The organism is Streptomyces sp. NPDC036764 (genome assembly GCF_055609385.1).
The window spans coordinates 2,589,181-2,610,346 of the sequence record NZ_JBVJPT010000001.1 but is presented as its reverse complement, the minus strand read 5'-3'; the positions used below and the strand labels follow the sequence as shown (position 1 = coordinate 2,610,346).

Annotated in this window: 26 protein-coding genes and 1 pseudogene; 12 read left to right on the top strand and 15 right to left on the bottom strand. The window is 70.9% G+C overall.

Annotation, left to right across the window (positions count from 1 at the left end; genetic code table 11):
- Positions 1-351: 351 nt before the first annotated feature.
- Positions 352-1,211: pseudogene (locus ACZ69Q_RS10880) on the bottom strand (universal stress protein); the annotation flags it as partial.
- Positions 1,212-1,488: 277 nt separating this feature from the next.
- On the opposite strand from ACZ69Q_RS10880, the gene ACZ69Q_RS10875 reads away from it, so the two are divergent.
- The 5 genes from ACZ69Q_RS10875 to ACZ69Q_RS10855 all read left to right on the top strand — a co-directional run bounded on the left by ACZ69Q_RS10875 (position 1,489) and on the right by ACZ69Q_RS10855 (position 4,165).
- Positions 1,489-1,659 (top strand): hypothetical protein, encoded by a 171-nt coding sequence (locus ACZ69Q_RS10875; protein ID WP_471039632.1) that lies wholly within the window; start codon positions 1,489-1,491, stop codon positions 1,657-1,659.
- A gap of 14 nt (positions 1,660-1,673) precedes the next feature.
- Positions 1,674-2,069, top strand: a complete 396-nt coding sequence (locus ACZ69Q_RS10870) for an ABC transporter permease (protein ID WP_471039629.1) — start codon at positions 1,674-1,676, stop codon at positions 2,067-2,069.
- 122 nt (positions 2,070-2,191) lie between these two features.
- Positions 2,192-2,689, top strand: coding sequence for a hypothetical protein (locus ACZ69Q_RS10865; RefSeq protein ID WP_471039626.1), 498 nt, complete (start codon positions 2,192-2,194; stop codon positions 2,687-2,689).
- A 377-nt stretch (positions 2,690-3,066) separates the two neighbouring features.
- The gene (locus tag ACZ69Q_RS10860; RefSeq protein WP_471039624.1) at positions 3,067-3,465 is read left to right on the top strand and encodes a universal stress protein; all 399 of its coding nucleotides are present in this window, start codon (positions 3,067-3,069) and stop codon (positions 3,463-3,465) included.
- A 190-nt stretch (positions 3,466-3,655) separates the two neighbouring features.
- Positions 3,656-4,165, top strand: coding sequence for a flavodoxin domain-containing protein (locus ACZ69Q_RS10855; protein ID WP_471040201.1), 510 nt, complete (start codon positions 3,656-3,658; stop codon positions 4,163-4,165).
- A gap of 82 nt (positions 4,166-4,247) precedes the next feature.
- Here the strand turns inward: ACZ69Q_RS10855 and ACZ69Q_RS10850 are convergent, their stop codons facing one another.
- The 3 genes from ACZ69Q_RS10850 to ACZ69Q_RS10840 all read right to left on the bottom strand — a co-directional run bounded on the left by ACZ69Q_RS10850 (position 4,248) and on the right by ACZ69Q_RS10840 (position 6,983).
- Entirely contained in the window at positions 4,248-4,454 is a 207-nt protein-coding gene (locus ACZ69Q_RS10850) for a hypothetical protein (RefSeq protein WP_471039622.1), read from the bottom strand.
- Between the two features lie 553 nt (positions 4,455-5,007).
- A complete protein-coding gene (locus tag ACZ69Q_RS10845) occupies positions 5,008-5,730 on the bottom strand; it encodes a CBS domain-containing protein (protein ID WP_471039619.1) in 723 nt (240 codons plus the stop codon).
- A gap of 236 nt (positions 5,731-5,966) precedes the next feature.
- A complete protein-coding gene (locus tag ACZ69Q_RS10840; RefSeq protein ID WP_471039616.1) occupies positions 5,967-6,983 on the bottom strand; it encodes a GerMN domain-containing protein in 1,017 nt (338 codons plus the stop codon).
- Between ACZ69Q_RS10840 and ACZ69Q_RS10835 the strand changes: the two genes are divergently transcribed.
- Together ACZ69Q_RS10835 and ACZ69Q_RS10830 are read left to right on the top strand one after the other, a co-directional pair.
- The gene (locus ACZ69Q_RS10835) at positions 6,955-7,653 is read left to right on the top strand and encodes a hypothetical protein (protein ID WP_471039615.1); all 699 of its coding nucleotides are present in this window, start codon (positions 6,955-6,957) and stop codon (positions 7,651-7,653) included. The two genes, ACZ69Q_RS10840 and ACZ69Q_RS10835, sit on opposite strands and share 29 nt — an antisense overlap.
- A gap of 196 nt (positions 7,654-7,849) precedes the next feature.
- Positions 7,850-8,743, top strand: a complete 894-nt coding sequence (locus ACZ69Q_RS10830) for a universal stress protein (protein WP_471039613.1) — start codon at positions 7,850-7,852, stop codon at positions 8,741-8,743.
- 811 nt (positions 8,744-9,554) lie between these two features.
- Here ACZ69Q_RS10830 and ACZ69Q_RS10825 read toward each other — a convergent pair.
- The 7 genes from ACZ69Q_RS10825 to ACZ69Q_RS10795 form a co-directional block, all read right to left on the bottom strand.
- Complete coding sequence (locus ACZ69Q_RS10825) at positions 9,555-9,713, bottom strand: hypothetical protein (RefSeq protein ID WP_471039610.1); 159 nt, start codon at positions 9,711-9,713, stop codon at positions 9,555-9,557.
- Complete coding sequence (locus tag ACZ69Q_RS10820; protein ID WP_471039607.1) at positions 9,698-9,943, bottom strand: NAD(P)(+) transhydrogenase (Re/Si-specific) subunit beta; 246 nt, start codon at positions 9,941-9,943, stop codon at positions 9,698-9,700. Before ACZ69Q_RS10820 ends, ACZ69Q_RS10825 begins: the two co-directional genes overlap by 16 nt.
- Before the next feature lie 58 nt (positions 9,944-10,001).
- Positions 10,002-10,169, bottom strand: coding sequence for a universal stress protein (locus tag ACZ69Q_RS10815; RefSeq protein ID WP_471040200.1), 168 nt, complete (start codon positions 10,167-10,169; stop codon positions 10,002-10,004).
- A gap of 59 nt (positions 10,170-10,228) precedes the next feature.
- The gene (locus tag ACZ69Q_RS10810; protein WP_471040199.1) at positions 10,229-10,579 is read right to left on the bottom strand and encodes a hypothetical protein; all 351 of its coding nucleotides are present in this window, start codon (positions 10,577-10,579) and stop codon (positions 10,229-10,231) included.
- 57 nt (positions 10,580-10,636) lie between these two features.
- Positions 10,637-10,894: a universal stress protein gene (locus ACZ69Q_RS10805; RefSeq protein WP_471039606.1), complete on the bottom strand. Its 258-nt coding sequence runs from the start codon at positions 10,892-10,894 to the stop codon at positions 10,637-10,639.
- Between the two features lie 164 nt (positions 10,895-11,058).
- Positions 11,059-11,889 carry a universal stress protein gene (locus ACZ69Q_RS10800; RefSeq protein ID WP_471039603.1) on the bottom strand — a complete coding sequence of 277 codons (831 nt, stop codon included), beginning with the start codon at positions 11,887-11,889 and terminating at the stop codon, positions 11,059-11,061.
- Positions 11,890-12,040: 151 nt separating this feature from the next.
- A complete protein-coding gene (locus ACZ69Q_RS10795; RefSeq protein ID WP_471039600.1) occupies positions 12,041-12,481 on the bottom strand; it encodes a pyridoxamine 5'-phosphate oxidase family protein in 441 nt (146 codons plus the stop codon).
- Positions 12,482-12,860: 379 nt separating this feature from the next.
- Between ACZ69Q_RS10795 and ACZ69Q_RS10790 the strand changes: the two genes are divergently transcribed.
- Complete coding sequence (locus ACZ69Q_RS10790; protein WP_471039597.1) at positions 12,861-13,268, top strand: STAS domain-containing protein; 408 nt, start codon at positions 12,861-12,863, stop codon at positions 13,266-13,268.
- Here the strand turns inward: ACZ69Q_RS10790 and ACZ69Q_RS10785 are convergent.
- Entirely contained in the window at positions 13,257-13,592 is a 336-nt protein-coding gene (locus tag ACZ69Q_RS10785) for a hypothetical protein (protein ID WP_471039595.1), read from the bottom strand. The two genes, ACZ69Q_RS10790 and ACZ69Q_RS10785, sit on opposite strands and share 12 nt — an antisense overlap.
- Before the next feature lie 527 nt (positions 13,593-14,119).
- Here ACZ69Q_RS10785 and ACZ69Q_RS10780 point away from each other — a divergent pair.
- Positions 14,120-14,794: a CBS domain-containing protein gene (locus ACZ69Q_RS10780; protein WP_471039592.1), complete on the top strand. Its 675-nt coding sequence runs from the start codon at positions 14,120-14,122 to the stop codon at positions 14,792-14,794.
- A gap of 380 nt (positions 14,795-15,174) precedes the next feature.
- Positions 15,175-16,200 (top strand): 6-phosphofructokinase, encoded by a 1,026-nt coding sequence (locus ACZ69Q_RS10775; protein WP_471039589.1) that lies wholly within the window; start codon positions 15,175-15,177, stop codon positions 16,198-16,200.
- Positions 16,201-16,210: 10 nt separating this feature from the next.
- Here ACZ69Q_RS10775 and ACZ69Q_RS10770 read toward each other — a convergent pair whose 3' ends face one another.
- A complete protein-coding gene (locus ACZ69Q_RS10770) occupies positions 16,211-17,101 on the bottom strand; it encodes a universal stress protein (RefSeq protein WP_471039586.1) in 891 nt (296 codons plus the stop codon).
- Between the two features lie 395 nt (positions 17,102-17,496).
- On the opposite strand from ACZ69Q_RS10770, the gene ACZ69Q_RS10765 reads away from it, so the two are divergent.
- Positions 17,497-17,796, top strand: coding sequence for a hypothetical protein (locus ACZ69Q_RS10765; protein ID WP_471039583.1), 300 nt, complete (start codon positions 17,497-17,499; stop codon positions 17,794-17,796).
- Positions 17,797-18,163: 367 nt separating this feature from the next.
- Here the strand turns inward: ACZ69Q_RS10765 and ACZ69Q_RS10760 are convergent, their stop codons facing one another.
- Together ACZ69Q_RS10760 and ACZ69Q_RS10755 are read right to left on the bottom strand one after the other, a co-directional pair.
- Positions 18,164-19,192 (bottom strand): alcohol dehydrogenase catalytic domain-containing protein, encoded by a 1,029-nt coding sequence (locus ACZ69Q_RS10760; protein WP_471040196.1) that lies wholly within the window; start codon positions 19,190-19,192, stop codon positions 18,164-18,166.
- A 152-nt stretch (positions 19,193-19,344) separates the two neighbouring features.
- A complete protein-coding gene (locus ACZ69Q_RS10755) occupies positions 19,345-20,214 on the bottom strand; it encodes a universal stress protein (protein ID WP_471039582.1) in 870 nt (289 codons plus the stop codon).
- A gap of 319 nt (positions 20,215-20,533) precedes the next feature.
- On the opposite strand from ACZ69Q_RS10755, the gene ACZ69Q_RS10750 reads away from it, so the two are divergent.
- A complete protein-coding gene (locus ACZ69Q_RS10750) occupies positions 20,534-21,139 on the top strand; it encodes an Rv1733c family protein (protein WP_471039579.1) in 606 nt (201 codons plus the stop codon).
- Positions 21,140-21,166: the final 27 nt, after the last annotated feature.

Here is a 21,166-nt window from a genome sequence, read left to right as displayed (position 1 = left end):
TATTCAGCGATCAGTGCCGACCATCGCCAGGCCCTGGTCAACGCCCTGACGATCACGGGCGTTGCGGCAGGTGGCGAGATCACCGACAGGTGATCAACGGCGTGTTGTACCGGGTGGGCGATCAGCCGGCTCAAGAACTTCCGTACGGTCGCCACCGTTCGAGCCGTCCCGCCGGTTCGGTCGTGAGGCCGTGGCGCTCTCGTCGGCGTCGCGGTTACTCAGACCCGTCGTCGGCTCGACACCGGACCGGGCCGCCACCCGCTCGGGCGATCCGATTGACATCCGCCCCTCCCCGCAACCGGCTCCTGCGCGGCCTCTGGCGCCCGAGCGCTCGCCCGTGGTTTTAACTGTCCGGACGACAGCGACGGGGCAGTGCGCGTGGTGCAGCACCGCCTGGCTGACCGAGCCCAGCAGCAGCCCGGCGAACCCACCCCGGCCGCGCGCCCCGACCACCACTTAGCCCGGCCTCGGCGCTCACCTCGATGAGCGAGTGCCGGATCCGGCCACGTACCAGCCTGCGATGCACGGTGACGTCCGGGAACTTCTCCCCCAGCCCGCCGAGCGCCTCGGCCAGCACCCGCTGTTCCTCGTCCCGCATCCGGTCCTCGTCGTACGTCACGAACGGCGGGTCGGACGGTCCGTCGTAGGTGCGCTCGCTCCGGGTGGACCAGGCGTGCAGCGCAATCAGGTCCCTGCCGTGCATGGAAGCCTGCGCGGAACTCGACGGCTCCGTGCGCCGCCGGCGCCCCGTCCACGGCCAGGAGAACGGGCCCGGCCGGGTTCGGCCTCCCGCGCACCACCAGCACCGGGCAGGCGGCATGGGCGGTCAGATGGCCGGCGGTGGAACCGAGCAGCAGCGCACCGAAACGGCTGAGGCCGCGGCTGCCGACCACCGCCAGGGACGCCGTGCACGACTCGATCTCGAGCACCGTCACCGGCTCGCCGACCACGACCTCACGCGTGACCTCGGTCCCGGGCGCCCTCCGATGGGCGCGCTGCTCGGCCTTTGCGAGCGCGTCGTCGATCAGCTCGCGCAGCCCGGCGCCGCTCGGCTCCCAGGGCCCGCCGGGCGGTACGTGTGCGGCCGGCCAGTTGAAGGCATGCACCAGCCGCAGCCCCACCCTTCGCAGCCCGGCCTCGCGGGCCGCGACCTCCACTGCCACCATGCTCGACGGCGAGCCGTCCACCCCCACCACTACCGGGCCGTTCATCTCGCTCCCCTTTCCCGGGCCGACTCCACGGCTGCGCACGACCTGCCCCTGCCGGGTCCGCCGGGCCCGGTAGGCAGGGCGAGGGCAGGAGCATGCCGCCGGGCCCCACGCCCGGCCATCTCGGCCATGGGCCCCGCCGACCGGCAGTTCTTTCGACGACGCTCTCACGCTCGCACGCGGCGCCGAGCGGGCAGCGTCCCCCATCGCCGTCCGCAGCGAGACCGTCAACGGCCAGCGCGACTTCCTGCCGCTCGGCTACAGCTACAGCACACCGACCATGCTGGTGCTGTTCGTGTTCATCAACGCTCTGGCCGGTGGTGCGGCCATCGTGCAGACACGTCGGACGGGGGTTTACGCCCGCGCGCTCGCCGCACCGGTCGCCGCCCGCACCCTGGTGTTCGGCGAGACGGTTGCCTATCTGCTGCTGGCGGTTCTGCAGTCCTGCTGATCGTCGGCATCGGGGTGCTGGTCTTCGACGTGGAGTGGGGTGATCCGCTCGCCGCGGGTGTGCTGGTCACCGTGTGGGCGCTGGTGGGCGCCGGCGCCGGCGTCCTGGCCGGGGCCCTGTTCCGTACGCCGGAACAGGTGCACGCGATCGGCCCCGCCCTCGGCATCGGGACGGGCATGCTGGGCGGCTGCATGTGGCCGCTGGCCGTGGTGCCCGACTGGCTGCGCAGCGCCGGGCACTCGGTGCCGCACGCCTGGGCCGTCGACGCGTGGACGACGCTGTTGTCGCGGGACAGGGACCTGGCCGCCATTCTGCGCGCTCTGGGAGTCCTGGCCGCCTTCGCCGCCGCGCTCCTCACCCTCGCGTCCCTGTCCCTGCGCCACCGGCTGACGACCGGCGCCCGGGCGTGACCGCCCACCACCGCCGATCGGCCCCCACACGGGGTCGCTCGGCCCGCGCATCCGGCAACTCATCTGCGCTGTACTCCAGTTGAAGGGCTCATTCGCCCATTCTTCGCGAGAGGAGTCTTGGCATGGCTACGTCGCGCACGTTCCGTCATCTCGCGCTCGTGGGCGCGGTGGCGGCCCTCGGAGCCTCGGTCACGGCGGCTGCGAGCGGCGTCGGAGCGGACACTCCGGCCACCGGCACCACGGCCACCACCGCCCCGGCCCGCAGCGGGAGCCCGACGAGCACGGTCGACCGGGTCGCCGACTTCTACGGCGCCTACATCGACATCCTGTTCGACTCCGGGCGCGGCCGACCGGCCGACTCCCTGCGCGGCCACTACCTCACCGAGCGGCTGCGGAGCAGCCTGGCCCGCTGGGAGGCCACCCACCACAGGGACGGTGTGTTGCGCGCCAAGGGCGTCCCGATCGCCTGGAAGGCGGTCTACAACGACAGTGGGATGGGGCACTGCTGGACCCGCGTCACGCTCACCTGGCAGGACTCCGGGAGCCGGGTGCACCGCACCCAGTTGATGGTTCAGTCCGATCTGGCGACGCGGCTCATCTCGGGCATCCAGGCCGCCTGACGGTCGGGGGCGGCCCGCTCGATCGAGACAGTCTCCCGGCAGGTCGCCCCCCGGTGACGCAGGGCGAAGCCTGTGGTCGACGGTGCCCCGCCAGGTCTCCCCGTGCGGGCGGAGTCCCAGCCTGACGAACAGGCCGGCAGTTCGGCGGGCGAGAGGAGGTACCCGAGCGTCAGGACCTCGGCCTGCCGCGTGCTGTGCTCCTCGACGCGGGAGTCATCGCCTCCGTGGCGACGAGCCGACCGTGGTCGCCATACCTAGCCCTCCTCGGGCAGGCCCTCGGCAAGGGCCCATTGGGCACGAGCCCGGAGCCGCTCGGCCCACGCGTCGCCCGCCCGGTTCGGGAGGGGTGGCAGGAGAGGCCATCCGGGGAGGCGGCCATGACCGAACACGCGGAAGGAATCGGGGTGGGCGTCGACGGGTCCGAGGCATCCGTGGCCGCGCTGCGCTGGGCGGCGAAGCAGGCACGGATCCTCGGCACGCCGGTAGTCGCGGTGCACGCCTGGGAACCGGCCACGGCCGGGTTCGCGCCCTACGCGCCGGCGTCGTCGCTCTCGACGGTCGCGGACCAGCGCGAGCGAGCCGCCGAGGTCCTCGCCTCGACCGTGCGTGCGGCGTTCGGTCCCCGCCTCGGCCCCGACCTGCGTGCCGTCGTGGTGGAGGGAGCACCCGCACGGGTGCTCCTGCGGTACGGGCGCGACGCTCTGCTACTGGCCCTCGGACGCCGGGCACACGGGCAGTGGGAGCTTCCGGCCGTCGGCACGGTCGGCCGCGAGTGACTCCGCCACGCCACGGTCCCCGTGGTGACGGTGCCCGCCCCCGACCGCCGGACGGCACGGCTCACTGCGGTCGGCGCCACTGCCGGCGTACGGACCGGAGCCGCGTGACGGGGCGCCGCGGATCGAGCGAGCCGTCCGGCGTCCGGAGTGGGGCGGCCTGGCACAGCCACCCTACGATGAGGTGAGCACCATGCATGTCCTGGTGGGTTACGCGACCGCGCACGGATCGACCCATGGTGTCGCCGACCGGCTGGCCGCCGGCCTGGACCGCGCCGGGCTGCGGACCGATGTGCGCCCTGTGGACGTAGTCGACAACGTCGACGCGTACCGCGCTTTCGTCCTCGGCAGCGCCGTGCACAACCAGAACTGGCTCGACCCGGCCAAGGCGTTCCTGCGCGACAACCTGGAGTTGCTCGGTTCCCGCCCCGTGTGGCTCTTCAGCGTAGGAATGCCAGGAGCGTTGCGCGGGCCGTGGAAGCGACTGGGACCGATGGAGGCCCCGGTGATCGTCCGGAGCCTGCCCACGGATCTGTCGTACCGAGGTCATCGTCTCTTCTCCGGCGTCATCCGCGCTTCCCATCTGCCGCTCGGCGGACGGATCCGGTTCCGTCTGATGGGCGGCTGGTACGGCGACTACCGTGACTGGGACGTCATCGACGCCTGGGCGGCTGAGATCGCCGCAGAACTGCTCCGCACTTGACGGCTCGCGCATGATGGCTCCCCGCCGTGCGGGCGGCGGGGAGCCGTGGCGCAGTGGCCCGTTCCCCGGTGAGCCGGGTGCCTCAGAAGCGGACGGGCGGGCGGTGGTCGGCGGTCTCGGTCCTGTGCGGGGCCCGCGTCGGCGGAACCGACGGCAGGTGCCCGCGGCGGTTCTGCCGACGCAGCGCGAGTGTGTCGAACAGCGCGGCAAGAGCGAAGGTCACCCCCATCGCCGCGAACAGCAGGAGCGTGAACCGCTCCCAGAACTCCGGCGTGAGACTCGTGCCCACGGTCCTCGCCCCCTAGTGTCGGCATCGTTTCCCTTCGCTTACAGCCAACTCCGATACGGCTCCCGGCACATGAGCCACGTGTCCCGAACAGAGGGCTGGAGCGGCCCTTGCCGGACGCGGTCCGCTCTCACACTGCCCGGGGGGCCGACCGGCCCTCGGATCCAGTGCGACTCGGCCCGTGATCCGAAGTCGATCGCCCCTGGTCCGGGAGCCGACGGTGGACAAGAAACGTCCTCGGCAGGGTCGATGCCCGGAAGCTCGGCCCGCAGCACGTGCGTTCCGTCCGTCAGACGCTCCTCGATGCGGAGGCCGGGTGTTCCCGGCACGGTGTGGAGGGGAGACTCTCCGAACAGGTCGGGGTGTGTGGGCCGACCGGTTCGTCGGCGTCATCGGGCCGACTGTCGGTCCGTCCAGCGAGGACGAGCCGTCGTGGACCGGATCCGCTGGCCCGGTTCAGTCGGACTTCGCACATGCGGGACGGCGCCACCTCGAGCTCTCGCGTGGCGGTCCCGCACGCCCCTGCCGGGTACAGCGGCTCACTGGTGAAGGCTTCTCAGGCGGATTCGACGGTTCCTGAGGGCCGCTCGACCGCCTGGTCGTCCGGCAGATCCGATCCGAGGGCAGGGCGGCGTGGTCCGAGCAGCTCGCAGTCCACGCCCACAACGCCCTCCACGGCGCCCGCCAGCCGCACGGCGACGGGTACGAGCGTGCTGTCCGGCACCCGGCCGGTGAGTCGCACGACTCCTTCGCGGACCCCCACCCGGATCGTTTCGAGTGCCTCGGGAAAGAGGAAGGCGACGACCTCGCGCCGCACTTCCTCGGCGATGTCCCCGTCGTCCCGCAGGAACACCTTGAGCAGGTCGGAAGGGCCGACGATGCCCTTCAGCACACCTTGGTCATCGATGACCGGCAGCCGCTTGACCCCGTAGTACGCCATGGTCCGGGCGGCCTGAGCCAGGGTGTCGCCCTCGTCGGCGGTGATGGCCGGCATCGACATCAGTTCCTCGGCGGTCCGCGCCTCCGCCTTGGCGAGGTCGGACAGCAGCCCCAAGCCGGCGGACCGGCCGACGTCGCCGCCGCCTCGGAACCCTTCCTTGACCATCAGATCCGCCTGCGAAACGACTCCGAGCACCCTCTGCCCCTCGTCCACGACGGGCAGGGCACTCACGTTCCACCGGTGCATGGCCTTCACGATGCTCTTGAACGTCGCACCGCGCTGAACGGCCACGACTGTGCGGGTCATCACGTCGCTCACGACATTCGGGGTGCCGTACATGGTGTCCTCCGGCGAAAATCCGCTTCGGGCGGTGTGCCGTCTCCCGATCGTCCGCGAGGTCCGCCGTCGTCGGGGACGTGCAGGTCGAGGAGTGACGTCTCTTGTCTCCAGACTCGGTCAGGCGTGCGGGGAGAACATGGGCCGAGTGGCCCCTTGTCCAGGGTCCCATCGGGCATATGTGCAGGACTCGGCGCGCGGTCGCCCACGCGCCGAGTCCTGGGCACCGCCTGACCGGGTCACCGTCTGGCGGTCAGAGGCACGGTGTCCTCGATCACCGCACGGCCGTACTCGGGAGAGTCCCAGTACGCCGTGAGCGTGCCGGCACCCGAGCGGGTCGCCCTGTAGGGGAATGTCACGTCGAACGTGCCCCAGGTCCCGGTACCGGAGGTCGCCGTGGCGTAGATGTTCGCCGCCGTCCGCCCGGCGGCGTCGGTGATCTTCAGCCGTAGCGTGGCCTCGAAGGTGTTGGCGCTTCCCCATACCCGTACGGGAGTGCGAATGGCGTCGCCGATCAGCGGCGACTCAACGAGGACCAGCGGTGCGAGGTCCTCGAAGTCGGCGCGGCCCACGGGCTTGTTCAGGACGATGCCCTCACCGCCGAAGGCGGTCACCGGCTTGCCGTCCAGTTCGAACCGCACCTTCTCGATGGCAGGGAAGCGGGTGGCGGTGAAGACCACCTGGGCGAGCCGTGCGCGCATCGACAGGCTTCCGCCGCCGTCGTCGTAGCGCGCGGAGAGGTCCACGGTGGCCACGTGTCGGCTGACTGCCACCGAGTTCAGTGTCGTGCCCGGGGGAATGGCCGTGGTGCGGTCGTGGGCGCGTTCATAGCGGCTAGGCCCAGCCAGCAGGGCGCGCAGCGCACCGGCCGCGGTAGTGGGCGTGGCCACCATGCGCGGGGCGGGTGAGACCTTCTCGCCGTGCAGGAAGTACACCGACGTCCGTACCTGGCGCGGTCCGCCGCCCTGACCCCTCGGCGTCGTCGACGGCGAGGGGGTGTGGGTCGTCGTGCCGAGGGTGCCGGATGGGCCGGTACCGTCCCGGCCCGGTGTGGTGGGGCCGGCTCCGGTGGTGCCGCCGTTGGTGCCGTCGGTCTTCGACGTGCTCGGCGGTGTGATCCCGGGAGGGGTGCCCGTGGGTCCGGTGTCGCTTCCGCACGCGGTCGCCACGGAGGACACGAGCAGGGTCGCGGCGGCCGGGACGATCGGGTGCCGCAGCCGGTGGGACATGGGCCTGGTGCAGATCTCGGTACGCATGACGGCCTCCTCCGGCGATTCCAGGATCGCGGGGTACGGCGGCGCGAGCCTCACCGACTCCTACCTGTCCCAGTCGCTGCTCGTCGTGGCTCTTCTCGGCGCCGCGTACACGGTGCAGTCCGTCCTGCGGCTGCGCGGCGAGGAGAACGGTCTGCGGGCCGAGCCGTTGCTCGCCACACCGGTCTCCCGGAGCCGCTGGGTGGCCGGCCATCTGACCGTGGCGCTGGCCGGCAGCGTCGTCGTCCTCGTCGCCGGCGGGCTCGGCACGGGCCTGGCGTACGGCCTCATCAGCGGTGACCTGGGCCAGGTGCCGCGGCTGATCGGATCCGCGCTCGCCTACGCACCGGCGCCCTGGCTACTCGCAGGGCTCGCGACCACCCTGTTCGGGCTGATCCCGCGCGGAGCGATGGCCGCCTGGACCGCCCTGATCGCATGCTTCGTCAACGGCCTGCTGGGCCAGGCCCTCGACCTACCGGACTGGGCCAGGGACCTCTCCCCGTTCGAGCACGTACCGCACCTCCCCGCGGCCGACCCGAGCCTCACGGCACCGGCACTTCTCGCCGCACTCGCCGCACTCGCCGCACTCGCCGCACTCGCCGCACTCGCCGCACTCGCCGCCGCCCTGACGGCAGCAGGGCTGGCGTGGTTCCGGCGGCGGGACGTCGGCTAGATCTCATCACCGACGTGCACCCGGACGGTCACTCACCGTCTCCGGCCGTCGTGGCGCACCGACCGACGCGAAAGGGCCATTCGGCACCGGACAGGGCCGCACCGGCCCCTCCCGGAGCCGCTGACCGCACGGGGATCCTGGCAGTGGAGGGACCCGCACACCGGCGTGCGGGCACCGATCCGGGGAGGTGGTGGCCGTGCTTCGCCCCGTTGTGGTGGGACTCGACGGTTCCCGCGAGAGCCTCGCTGCCGCCGACTGGGCGGTCCGGGAGGCGCTCAGGCGCGGTCTTCCGCTGCGCCTGGTGCACGCGTGGGAGGGCGGAATGTCGCCCGACGAGTCGGAGCTGCCCGAACTGGAGGCGCCTCGCTACTGGGCGCGGCGGATCCTGCGGGACGCCATGGACCGGCTCAACGAGCGCTATCCGCAGGTGTATCTGAGCGCGGAGCAGATCTCCCGGCCGGCGGCCGACGCGCTGATCGAGGCGGGGGACGAGTCCGAGCTGCTGGTCCTCGGCAGCCGCGCGTTCAGCGGTTTCGGGGGTTTCATGGCCGGTTCGGTGGCGCTGGCGACGGTTGCCCACGCGGCGCGACCCGTCGTACTCGTACGGGCGGATCAGCCCCTTGAGGACGAGCACGAGCCGGACTCGGAGGGCCGGCCGTCGTCACACACGCCGTACCGCCCTGTCGTGGTCGGCGTGGACCCGGCTCAGTCGTGCGAGGAGTTGCTCGCGTTCGCCTTCGAGAGCGCGAGGCTGCGTGCCACGCCACTGCGCGTGGTTCACACGTGGCAGGTGCCGTACGTGCCTCACGCGCTGGAGGTGAAGGCACGCAGGGACGTGCAGTCGGGCGCCCAGCGAGTGCTGGACTCCGTTCTCGGACCGTGGCAGGAGAAGTACCCCGCGGTGGAGGTCACCGAGCTGGTCGAAGAGGGCCGTCCGGCACAGCAACTGCTGCACGCCGCGCAGGACGCCGGTCTGCTGGTCGTCGGCCGCAGGATCCGCCCGGCCAGGGTCGGCATGCACACCGGTCCGGTCGCGCACGCGGTGATGCACCACGTCCGCTGCCCGGTCGCGATCGTGCCGCACGCGTGAGTCGTCCCTCGCGGTTCCGTCGGCAGGGCTCGGACCGGGTGGGGCCGATCGCCGAGGACGGCAGCTTGTTCATGACTGCCGGCCAGTCGCCCGGGACGTTCCGCCCCTGATCCGCCGACCGGCCGCAGCGGTACGACGGCAGGCAAGCCGCACGGGAGATGAGCTCCGTGTTGCAGGTACGCATCCACGGACGGGGCGCAGCCAGGGCCCGTCACGGCCGCGTTCTACCGGATCGATGAGCGGCGGATCCGTGTCGGGGAGCCCGTCACCCGGCCCGACACCCTGGTGATCCAGGACGCGACACTGCCGCACCAGGTGAACGTCTTCGAGGGACTCGGGCCCCGGCGGCCGCGTGCTGATCAACTCACCGAGTGAACCGCCCGACCACCGGGCAGCGGAGCAAGGGGCACACAGGCCCGGGACCGGGGTGGACGGCCCGCCCACGCGTTCTCGCCGAGTGGGCGTCGGCTGTTCCGGGTCATGCTCCGCCGACTCGAGCGAGCCGCACTTCGGCACCCTGCGGCCGAGCGGCCCGGCCGTCAGCGGGCACCGCTCCGGGGGCCGCGCTCCGCCGACGCGGCGTGGGCGAGGAGGCGGTGCGCAAGATCACGGGCCTCGTCCGCGGTCAGTGCTGCCCAGACCCCCGGCTCACCACCCTGGTCCCGACCGACGTCCAGGGCGACCCGGCTGATCGGCCGATCCGTCGACGCGAGCCTGAGGCACCTCACCGCGATCCGCCGGCCGCAGGCCGTCACCAAAGGCGCGTCGCCGGCCGTGCTCGACCGGCTTCCTTCCGCCGTCACCATCGGTCTCACACCCTCCCTGGGGGCAGGTCTTCGGCTTCAGCCCCTTCGGGCGGCACTTCCTCGGTGTCGTATACCCAGCGGGGTATTAGGGACAGCACCCGCGACGCCGGGATTGTTCCCATGCCGGCGAACTCCTCCACCGCCGCCTTCAGTTCACCCAGCACCTTCTCACCTCGGAGAAGGACATGCCGGTCTTCGGGTCGGCGCAGAGCTCGTTGTCGACGTCGGCGTAGCCATGCGCCATCGAGCACTTGACGACGACGCCACTCTTCGCCTTGTCGACGTCCAGGATGGGCATGCCCGAGATCACGTTGCCGGGACGGCGCGAAATCGCGGCCTCGACAGCGAAGACCTGGACCGGCTCCATCTCCTTCTCGTACAACAGCGCACTCACCCCGACCTGGTCACCGGACGCCGGCTCGCCCGCGTCGAGGCCTGATCCGTCTCTCCGGTCAGTGGTGTGGTACCACCGCGACGGGCGCGATCGCGCGTTGGAGTACCTCGTGTGTCACGGGACCGACGTGCGGTCCGACCGACGCATTGCGGCGCCTGCACCCGAGGACGACCAGCGAGGCGTCACGGGAGGCATCCGCCAGATGCGCGCCCGGCCTGCCGATCACGGCCTCCTCCGTCACCTCTACTCCAGGAAACTTCTCCCGCCACGGACGCAGCGTCTCGCTCAGCAGCACCTCCGGCTCCACGGCCGGCCCGTCCTACTCTCCCGCCGACGGGGCGGCATCGCGTTCCAACCGTGCACGACCCGAAGACCGGTCCCACGACGCGCGGCCGCGTCGAACGCGAACTCGAGAACCGCTTCGGCGTAGGGCCCCGGCAACCGCAGGCCAAGTACGACGTCCTGGTTCGGGCTGACCTCGGAGGCGATCCCGTGGGCGGCCGCCCGGTGTTCGTCCAGATCGCCTGCTCCGGCGCGGACGAGGACGACGGGTCCCTCGACCCGCCCCACCACGGCGAATGCCACGGAACCGAAGACGCATCCGGAGGCACGCCCGAGTCCGCGCGACCCCAGCACCAGCACCTGACTCTCTCGCACCTGTGCCGACGAGACCGTCGCGGGCTGTCCGGCGAGCTACTCAGCGGCGATCCTCAGACCGGGGTGACTGTACGTCAGAAACACCTCGGCGTGATGCAGCATCCGGGCGGATCGGCCCTCTCCCGGGAGCGCCACGGCTTCCGCCGCGAACGGCGCATAGGCGTGCGGCTGTTGCTCCCCGGCGTGCACGACTCGCAACGGAACTGCCCGCAGGTGTGCCTCACGAGCTGCCCAGTCGGCAGCGGCGAGGCTCTCCAGGGAGCCCTCTGGACCGACGGTGACGGTGCGGGACATGAGCGGGCCCCCTTCGGTGTGTGACCCCGCTCCTGTGTCCCGAGCCCCTGCGGCAGGAGGGACCGGAGGTCCCTGTGTACAGCCGACGGTCCCGTGTGACGGCCGTCCTGACGGACGGGAGTCTCTGAGAAGTCGGCGGCCCCGGAACGCCAGGTGTGCGCCGGTCAGCCGGTCGTCGGCACCAGAACCACAGGGCAGTGGGAGCGGTGCAGGAGCGTGTGCCCGACCGGGCCGACCTGCGGCCCTGGCCGACTGGTACGACGGTGGGCACCGATCACGACGACGGCGGATTCGCGCGTGGCGTCCAGCAGAGCCTGGGCCGGTCCTCTGCGGACCGTCCGGGCATCGACATCGACCTGGGGATGCTCTTCCCGCAGCTTGGCCAGATTGAAGCGCGGCACGGCCTCCTCGGCCAGATCGTTCTGGGCGCGCCGCCGTTGCCCGGGGCTCGTCGCGGGGATAAGGGAGGGCAGTTCGGGGGTGACGTACCGGTGGGTCGAGTGCAGGACCTTCAGCCTGGCACCTCGCCGCTCCGCCTCATGGAAGGCGTAGGAGGCCGCGTCGGCGTCGGAGTCGCCCTCCAGGCCCAGCAGCACGCTGCGCTCGCCGTCGCATGGGTGGTCACCGCGTACGACGAGCAAGGGGCCGTGCACATGAGCCGCCAGGCGCAGACTCACCGAGCCGGCGAGCAACCCTGTGACGCCGCCGAAACCGCGGGTGCCGACGACGGTCAGGTCAGCGCCCTCACTCTCGCGCACAAGGGCCCGCACGGCGCCACCCGCCGCGGCCTTGGTCACCACGGACAGGGCCGGATGACGTTGCCGGACACGTGCGGCGGCAGACGCGAGGACGGGTCCGGCCTCGTCGCGGTCCTGCACGACGTACACGACACGCAGGTGGGTGCCACGCCGTGCGGCCTCGTCCGAGGCCCAGTCCAGCGCTCGTACGGCGTTCAGAGAACCGTCCACGCCGACGACCACATGATGGAGAGCCATCTCCCTCTCCTTTCTGCTCCGTGCTCCCGATGCTCGTCCTTCCGCGACGTCGCGGGCAGGGGCCACGCGCACCTGGCGACACGCCGTACGGCCCCCACCGCAGGGCCGTACGGCCCGCACCGGAGAAACGCGAGAGGAGCTCACACCGGGGTCAGCAGGAGAGGCCCAGCCCGTACATGCCGCGTCCGCCCACGAGTTCGCGGCCGGTCACCAGCTCGGGTTCGATGCGGATGAAGACCTCGCTGGGCGACGGCACCCAGGAACGCGGGCCGGTGCGGACCAGGCGCTCGTGCTCGGCCGCGTCGGTGACCACCATGGCGGAGCCGGTGACGACGACGCTCCAGCCCGAGTGCGTGACCGCGTCGATGTCGTCGACCTCGAAGGCGACGACGGCGCCGTCGATCGCGCGCACGAGTTCGGAGCCGGTCGCGGTGCGCAGCAGCACGGCGCCGTCGGCATCCAGGCTGAAATTGACGGGCAGTGCCGCGGGCAGGGCCTGACGCGTGTACACGATCCGCCCTACGGGAGCCTTCGCCAGCAGGCGCAGGCACTCCTGCCTGTCGAGTTCGCGGAATCCGTCGTTGCGGTACATGAGCGAGTCCGTCTTTCCGTTGATGCATCCGGTGCAGCCGTGCGCCGGCCACTTCATCGTTCGCCCCGCGGGGACCACGGGCGAGGGCCATCGGTCCCGGACGCGCCGGACAGTGGCCCGTTCTGCGCGGTGATCCGCCGGCCGGTGACACCGCGCGGCGCGATGAACAGCCGGTGATCGGGCCGCCCAGCCACCCAGGGCTCGCTGAGTACATGCTCCACGGTCGCCGGTGGGCGAGCCTCGACGGTGCCTGTACTGGCCGCAGGCCCAGGTTGCCCCCAGCCGGGGCACGCAGGCTTGGCCATACGGCCCCGCGTGATCGGGTGGACTGGGCCGATCGGCCCTGCGCCCGGCGCGACGCGCAGGGTTCGCTTGGAGCATGTACGAGAACCCCACCAGGTCCTCGCAGTCTCTCCCAGCGCGTGTAGTCGCTGGTACGACCGTGGTGGAGCTGTGCGGCGAGATCGACCTCCTCGCGGCACCGGCCCTGAGGGCATGGCTGGACACGCTGACCGCCGGGACGTGCCCCGATCTGGTGCTCGACCTGCGTGCCGTGTCCTTCATCGACTGCACGGGGCTCGGCGTCCTGTGCCGGGCCCGCAACCGCGTCATGGCCCGGCAGGGCCGACTCCGTCCGGTCACCCAGGACTCGTGCTTCCTGCGCGTGCTGCGCATCACCGGTCTGGAGGACGCATTCGAGGTCAACCCCAACCTGCCCGCACTCCTCGACGCACACGTGGTCACCGTCCCGGGAGGTGTGACGGGCCCCGACCGGCTACCCCGCTGACCGCCCGGGCGTGGAGCACCGCGCCGCGCGCCGCGGAGTTGCGGGACCCTCCGGGCCGTAGCCGAGTCGTACGAGCATGGCTGCGTGGTCGGGCCCTCGGCTCACGGAGGCACACAGACCGGGCCACTCCATCGCGTGGTGCAGGAGCGACGCGCGCAGTCCGTGAGCCGTGGCGAGCAGGAGAACGTGTTCGAGGGCCTGCCCGGCGCACAGCCAGTCGACGCGCCGGTCGTGCTCGGTGGTCAGCACAGCGATGACAGGGGTCGTCTCGTAGACGCGGGCGGGGAGCCGGTCGCGATGGCGTTGGGCAGTGAAGTCGCGCATGCGGAGTCACTCCCGGGCCTCCTGCGGGCCCAGCGCCGCCCACGGCAAGCTCGGTGTCGGCCTCCGCATAGGGGTCCCCGCGCACCCATCGACGGCTCCCGGTGCTGCGGTCGGTGTCCAAACGGTTACGCTGCTCGGCGTCCGCGGTCAGCTCCCGCAAGCACCCGGTCTCGCCCTGCTCGGGAAAGGGAGCCGACCGGCCATACGTTCTCAGCGGAGACCCTGGCCGGAGAGGGCCGAACGTTCCGGTGCAGGGTGCAGGTTGATCCCAGTGGGTCCCTGAGACCGCCTGACCGGCGGGATGTCGAACAGCGTCCGGGGCCGAGCCCCTCGCCGGGTGAGCCTGGGCATGTGCAGCGTTCCGCCGTGTGCGCTCGACGATCCGATCCGAGGGTGGCCGAACGGCCCGGCTTGAGGGCCATCCGGTCCTGAACAGGTCCTGGACGGCTCTCCTGCAGACTACTGGACCCTGCCACCCTGGACATGTGACGGCTGCCGACTGTCACTCTGGGGAAGGGAGGAGCGACATGCAGCACCGTACGGTCGCCGACCTGATGACCCACGATGTGGTCCGGGCACGGCGTGATACGCCCTTCAAGGAGATCGTCGAGCTGTTGGCCGAGAACGACGTCACCGCCGTACCGGTGGTGGACGACCTCGACCGCCCCTTGGGCGTGGTGTCCGAGGCCGACCTGCTGCGCAAGTGCTCCGTCCGGTCCGACCCGTCCGGGCACGCGCCGATTCCGCATCTGGAGGCGTGGGAGCGGGCCAGGGCCGCCGGTGTCAGGGCCGAGGAGTTGATGTCGACGCCCGCCGTCTGCGCACGTCCGGAGTGGAGTGTGGTCGAGGCCGCCCGGCTCATGGCAACCGAGAACGTGAAACGACTGCCGGTGGTGGACGAGGCGGACCGGCTCCGGGGCATCGTCAGCCGCAGCGACCTGCTGCGGATCTTCCTGCGCCGGGACGACGCCGTCCGCGATGAGATCACCGGGGACGTGCTGCGGCAGACGTTGGGCCTCGCGCCCTCGGACGTGACGGTCGAGGTGCGCGACGGACAGGTGACCCTCAAAGGAACCGTCGAGGTGAGCAGCCTGATCCCCATCATCGAACGGCTGTGCAGGAACGTCGACGGCGTGGTCTCGGTCTCCGTGCACATCGGGTATCGGATCGACGCCTCCCGGACTTCCCCCACCGGAGCATGAGCGCCGCGTGGCGATCTCGCGCCGCGGCGTCCCCGGGGCCGTCATGGGGTCGAAGGCCGTGGGCTGCGGGGCCGCAAAGCGGGTCGCCGACGAGGCCGGTGTCGCTCATGCTGGAAGGAGAGTCACCTGGCTGTTCGAGTTCACGTCCGCGGAGGTCAGCCGAATGACTCCGCCCATTCGGCACATGCCAAAGCCTGCTGGGCGGACCTCCTCGGTCTGAGCCGTTCGCCGCCGAGTGCGACGAACTCTTCGAGCGGATGAACCCGCTCCTGGCGTCGACCTCGCCGACGGCATCCTCACCGTCACCGCCCCAAAGACACAGCGGACAAAGCCGACAGGTGCGGGCCGCCCGACGTCACTTGCAGAGCAGGGAGGAAGCCATGAAGGTCGGAGTGCTGACCGGCGGCGGCGACTGCCCCGGCCTCAACGCCGTGATCCGCAGCGTCGTCCGCAAGGGAATCCAGGAGTACGCCTTCGAATTCGTCGGCCTGCGGGACGGCTGGCTCGGTGCGCTTCAGGGCAACGTGGTGCCGCTGGACATCGCCGACGTGCGCGGGATCCTGCCACGCGGCGGAACCATCCTCGGTTCCTCCCGCACCAACCCGTTCAAGCATGAGGACGGCGTGGAGCGCATCCAGGGCACCCTTGCCGCGCACCAGGTGGACGCGCTCATCGTGATCGGGGGCGAGGACACGCTCGGTGTGGCCACCGAGCTGAGCCGTCAGGGGGTCAATCTGGTCGGCGTACCGAAGACCATCGACAACGACGTGTCCGGCACCGACTACACCTTCGGCTTCGACACAGCCGTCGGCATCGCGACCGAGGCCATCGACCGCCTCCACACCACCGCCGAGTCACACATGCGCACGCTGGTGGTGGAGGTGATGGGGAGGCACTCGGGGTGGATTGCCCTGCACGCCGGTGTGGCGGGCGGCGCCAACGTGATCCTCATCCCGGAGCGGCCGTTCGACATCGATCAGGTCTGTGCATGGGTGAAAGGCCGATTCAAGATCCACTATGCGCCGATCGTCGTCGCCGCAGAGGGAGCCGTCCCGATCGAGGGGCAGATGGTCCTGAAGGACCGGACGCTGGACGAGTTCGGCCATGTGCGGCTGTCGGGCATTGGCGAGTGGCTTGCTCAGGAGATCGAGGAACGCACGGGCACGGATGCCCGAACCACCGTCCTCGGCCATGTCCAGCGCGGTGGGACTCCGAGCGCCTTCGACCGTTGGCTGGCCACGCGCTTCGGGCTGCACGCCGTCGACGCGGTCAAGGACGGCGACTTCGGCAAGCTGGTCGCCCTGCGCGGCACCCAGATCATCCGCATTCCTCTCGACGGCAGCAGGGCCAGGACCAAGCTGGTAGATCCGTCACTGTACGACGAGTTCGAGGTGTTCTTCGGCTGACCCTCCTCTGTCAGCCGACGTGCCCCACGACCGCCACCGGACAGCGGGTGTGATGCAGTACGGCGTGGGTCACCGGCCCCAGCCGGCCCTCGGGCGCCCGCGGGTCTGTGCGACGGCCCACGACCAGCAGGCCCGCTCCCCGGGACGCGTTCACGAGCGCTTGCGCGGGATGGAGCAGGACGACGTCGGTGCGGGTCGTGACTTCCGGATACTTGTCCTGCCGCGTGCGCAGGGCGTCTGACAGCTTCAGCACCTCCTGGTCCTCCCAGGTGGCGCGGTCCTCCTCGGTCACGAACAGCTTCTGGGGAGAAACGGCCTCGGCGGGAAGAGCCCAGGCCTGAACCACGTGCAGACGCGCCCGTCTCGCCTCAGATGCCGAGAACGCGAAGTCCATCACCTCGCCGACCGGACGGTGCGCGTCGAACCCCGCCACCACCTCGGCGCCACCGCCCGCCACCCGCGTCCCGTCTCCGATGCCCTCGACCGGCCGTTCGGGCACGAGCACCACGGGGCAAGCGGCTTCCGCCGCGACGCGAAGGGCCACCGACCCGACCGCGAGTCCGTCGAAGCCGCCCGAGCCCCGTGCTCCGACCACGAGAAGCCCGGCGTCGCGCGCGGCGGCGAGGAGTGCCACGGCCGGAGCGTCGGCGGCCTGCTCGCCCCGCACCTGGAGGTCCGGGTAGCGGGCGCCGAGATCGGCGATCGCCCGCTGGAGCATGTGCACCCCCATGTGGTGCAGCGTCTGCATGGCCGGGGCGGGAACGGCACCGCCCGGAAACGGTGGCAAGGCGCGCACGAGACGCAGCGCGACGCCGCGCAGCAGCGCCTCCCGCGCGGCCCAGTCGGCTGCGGCCAGGCTGCGTTCGGAGCCGTCGATACCCGCCAGCACCGGGTGACTCATCGCGTCCTCCTTCGCCCGCCGTGCACGTCCGCAGGCGCGTCCCGCGACTCTTCCGACCCTTCTTCCACTGTTCCACGGCGGGCCCCGATGGTCCCGGCGAAAGGGCCGCCCGCCTTTCCCTCCCCCACACCACCGTGGCGCGTCAATGGAGAGTACGCAGCATTCGTGAGGTGGCGGTGCCGACATTCGGCGTCGCCGGGACGGACACCGGACGTCCACGATGCAAGACTGGCCGCGTAGTGGACTGCGTCACGGGAGGCATCCGTGAGCGACTTCGAGCACAGCTCCACGGAGAAGGACGCCCGCCGCACCAGGCCGAGGCCGAATCTCTGATCGGTCGGCATTTGCTGGATCCACACGCCGTCCAAGTCGCTGTGCAGAACGGCGTGGTGACGATGGCGGGGAGACTGGACAACGCTGTGGTCCCCGAACTGCTCGCATCGGTACGGGACATCGACGACGTGGTGGGCTGCACAAGAGCGGCAAGGACTTCGGCGCCGGCAGCAGCCGACGTGGTGAGCCGGGGCGTGTCCTCGACCGCGCACGCCGGACCGCTCGCTCAGGGCCTCGACGAACCTATGGAAGTCCAGCGCATCCATCTCCCACCCGTCGCGGAACACGTCGTCGGGCATGTCCACAGCCGCTCCGGTTTCCGCAGCAGACGGTTGACCGCCGTGCGGGCCAGTTCCGCGTAGGTGCCGGTCCGGACGGAATCGTCCCGGGCCACTCATCGCAACGCGGCCAGGTCGCGAGGCCTGAAGCCGTGTGCCGCTCGACCGCCTCGTGGGCCATGTTGTGCCCGGCCTTGGTTGCACCTCGGCCCGGCGGCACAGCCGGACGCGGACGGCCGGTGACGTACCCCGGGCGTCGATGGAGCCGAGGACCGCCCGCTTCTTGCGGGCCCGAATTGCACGGTGCGCGGCCCCTGATCCGCTGCTCCGTGTCTCTTTGTCGCCCTCGGCTCAATTCCATGTCACCACCGCTCGCCGACGAGTTGTAGGGCCGGACGGCCCTGACCGAGGGTCCGGTCGGCACGTTCGCCCCTCTTTCGGGCCGGGCGGTTCACTCGCGGTGCAGCACGACTTTGAGGGCGCCCGTGGTGGTGCCGTGTGAGAACACCTCATAGGCGTCCTCCATCCGATCGAGGCCGAAAGTGTGGGTGACGAGCGGGGAGAGGGGGAGGCGTCCGAACCTCACCTGCTCCAGCAGCCAGGGGGTCGAGGACGTGTCCACCTGGCCGGTGCTGATCGTCACGTTCTGGCGCCACAGGGATTCGAGATGCAGCGTGACCGGTTTGCCGTGTGTGCCGATGTTGGCGATATGCCCTCCTGTTCGGACGGCGCGGGTGCACAGGACGAAGCCCTCCGGTTCACCCGATGCCTCGATGACTACGTCGGCTCCCGGTCCTTCGGACAGTTCGGCGATCATTCGTCCCGGCAGTTCGGCGGCATCCGCACCCACGCGGAGGGCTGCCTCCAACCGCGCGGCGGACAGATCCACCACGATGATCCGGCGGGGCGAGTAGAGCCGCGCGACGGCGACCGTGGCGAGACCTACGGGCCCCGCGCCCACCACAACCACGGTGTCTCCCGGGCTCACATGTCCGTTCCGCACTCCGACCTCGTAGGCGGTGGGGAGGACTTCGGCGAGCAGGACAGCTTCGCTCAGCGGGATGGCGGAAGGCCATCGGTGCGTGGAGTAGTCGGCGAACGGCACCCGCACGTAGTCGGCCTGCGTCCCGTTGACCAGGTTGCCCAGGATCCAGCCTCCACCCCCGCGGCATTGTCCGCCCATGCTGTCGCGGCACGCCCTGCAGTGGCCGCAGGCCGAGACGGACGACACGATCACCTGGCTCCCTGGCCGCAGTTGGTGGACGTCGCTCCCGACCTCCACGACCTCTCCCACGGCCTCGTGGCCGAGGATCGTTCCCGGTTTCACCTCGGGGAGATCTCCCCGCAGGATGTGCAGGTCACTGCCGCAGACGGTGGTGGCATCGACGCGCACGATCGCGTCGGTCGCCTCCTCGATCGCAGGGTCCGGGACAGTGTCCCAGGAGATCTGTTCCGGGCCGTGATAGACGAGCGCTCGCACTGTGTTCACTTCCTCGTTTCCCGCACCTCCACGGTCTCCCCCACCGGGCTCCCGGGCAACACAGATGCCCACCCGTCACGATCCGCCCGGGGCCGGAGCACGAATGGTCGGCCCGAGGCGTCGATCGCACCGATGTCCCGCTGAGCTCCCGCTCAGTCATGAGGAACGACAGCGACGGGACAGCTCCCGTGATGGATGGCGGCCTGCGCCACGGGACCAATGTGGGGTGCCGTGCCGTGCCGGTGGGCGCGCCGGCCGACGACCAGCAGCCCGGCGTCTTCGGCGGCTCGTACGACGGCCTTGGCGGGGTTTGCCAGACGGATGCTGTCGGCGACGTCTACCTGCGGGTACTTCTCGCGCCAGGGACGGAGCGCCTTGCTCAGGTCCTTCTGTGCGTCCCGTGTCATCTCTTCAGCGACATCATGGTCCACACCCCAGGGCAGCCGTGCATGGAGCGGCACGCTGCGTCCGTGGACGGCCAGGAGTGCAACGCCCCTGGCCGCGGCGGTGTGGAAGGCGAAGTCGAGCAGGTCGTCGGAGGCTCCGTGCAGTTTCAGGGCCACGACCACACGGCTCGCCGGTGCCGGGGGTGTTCCCCGCTCCGAGGTCTCGGCGCGGACCAGTACGACCGGCCGCTCGGCCCTCGCCACCACGGGCATGCTGACGTCGCCCAGGAAGTAGCTCTCGACGGGCTCCAGCCCCCGTGAACCGAGCACGGTCATCTCGGACTCCGACGCAGCTTGGAGCAGCGCGCTCTGGGCGTCTTCGGCGACCAGGTCACCGACGATCGACAGGCCCGGGTGACGTGCTTGGAGCTCGGCCTGCGCAGTGTGAACGAGGCGCTTCGCCCAGTAGTTCTGATCGACTTCCGAGGGGACGCGGGTCGGTTCCGGTGCCAGCAGCGGCCACGCGTGCAGCAGACGCAGGGTGAGCTTGCGCTTCTCCGCCTCGTCTGCGGCCCATCGGGCGGCGGCAAGGCTCTCCTGTGAGCCGTCCAGGCCCACGGTGACGACTGGTTGCATGGCAGCGGCCTCCGTCTCGTACGAAGCTGGAAACGACGGTGGATGACGGTGAGCGAGTCCGATGGTGCGGATGGTCCGAACGTCGCCGACATGCCTAGCGTGGTGCGTTCTCTCCTTCGAGAATTACCCCATCTCATCCGGGGCGCATGTGGACCCGCGCAGGAGAGGGCACAGGGACAGATCGAGTCGGCCGCCGGGCCCTGTGGGGCCGGACGTCGGCTCCACAGGGACTATCGGCCCAGTGACCGGACACCGCTGCTGTTCGATCGTGGGACGGAGAGACGGGGGAACGGACCAGCGACCTGCTGGAGGCCGACTCATGAGTGCACAAGATTCGCCGTCCGCGTCCGGCCCGCCCCCGCCGCATCAGGAGCACACGCCGAAGAGGGCAAACCCCCTGCGGCGGACGTCCGACAGGATCGAATACTGCTTGAGCGGCCTCTTGATGCTCGTGTTCGTCCTCGGCCTGCCGGCCGCCGCACTCGGTGCCGGGCTGACTGCGTACGAGTCGTCGATGCGCGCTGTGCAGACCCAGTCGGCACAGCGGCAGGAGGTCACCGCCCGGCTTACGGCGGACGTCAAGGGCAATGCCGAGGACGCGAAGCAACAAGCGCAGGTCCGCTGGACCGACGGCAATGGCGGGGTGTGGACGGGATCCGCCTTGGTGGAGCCGGGAACGCGCAAGGGCGCGACCGTGCAGGTGTGGGTGGACCGGGACGGAGCCCTTACCGGCCCGCCGATGAGCACGCTCAATGCCAAGACCACGGGCTGGCTCGTGGGCGGCCTGGCAGCGGCCTGCGTGACCGCCGGATTCTTCGCCACGCGGGCAGGCATGCGCTACGTGCTTGACCGCAGAAGGTACGCGCAATGGGAATCCGAGTGGGTCCTGGTGGAGCCCCTGTGGTCCGCGCGATATCGCAGGTGACAGACGGGAGCACGGTCGGAAGACGGA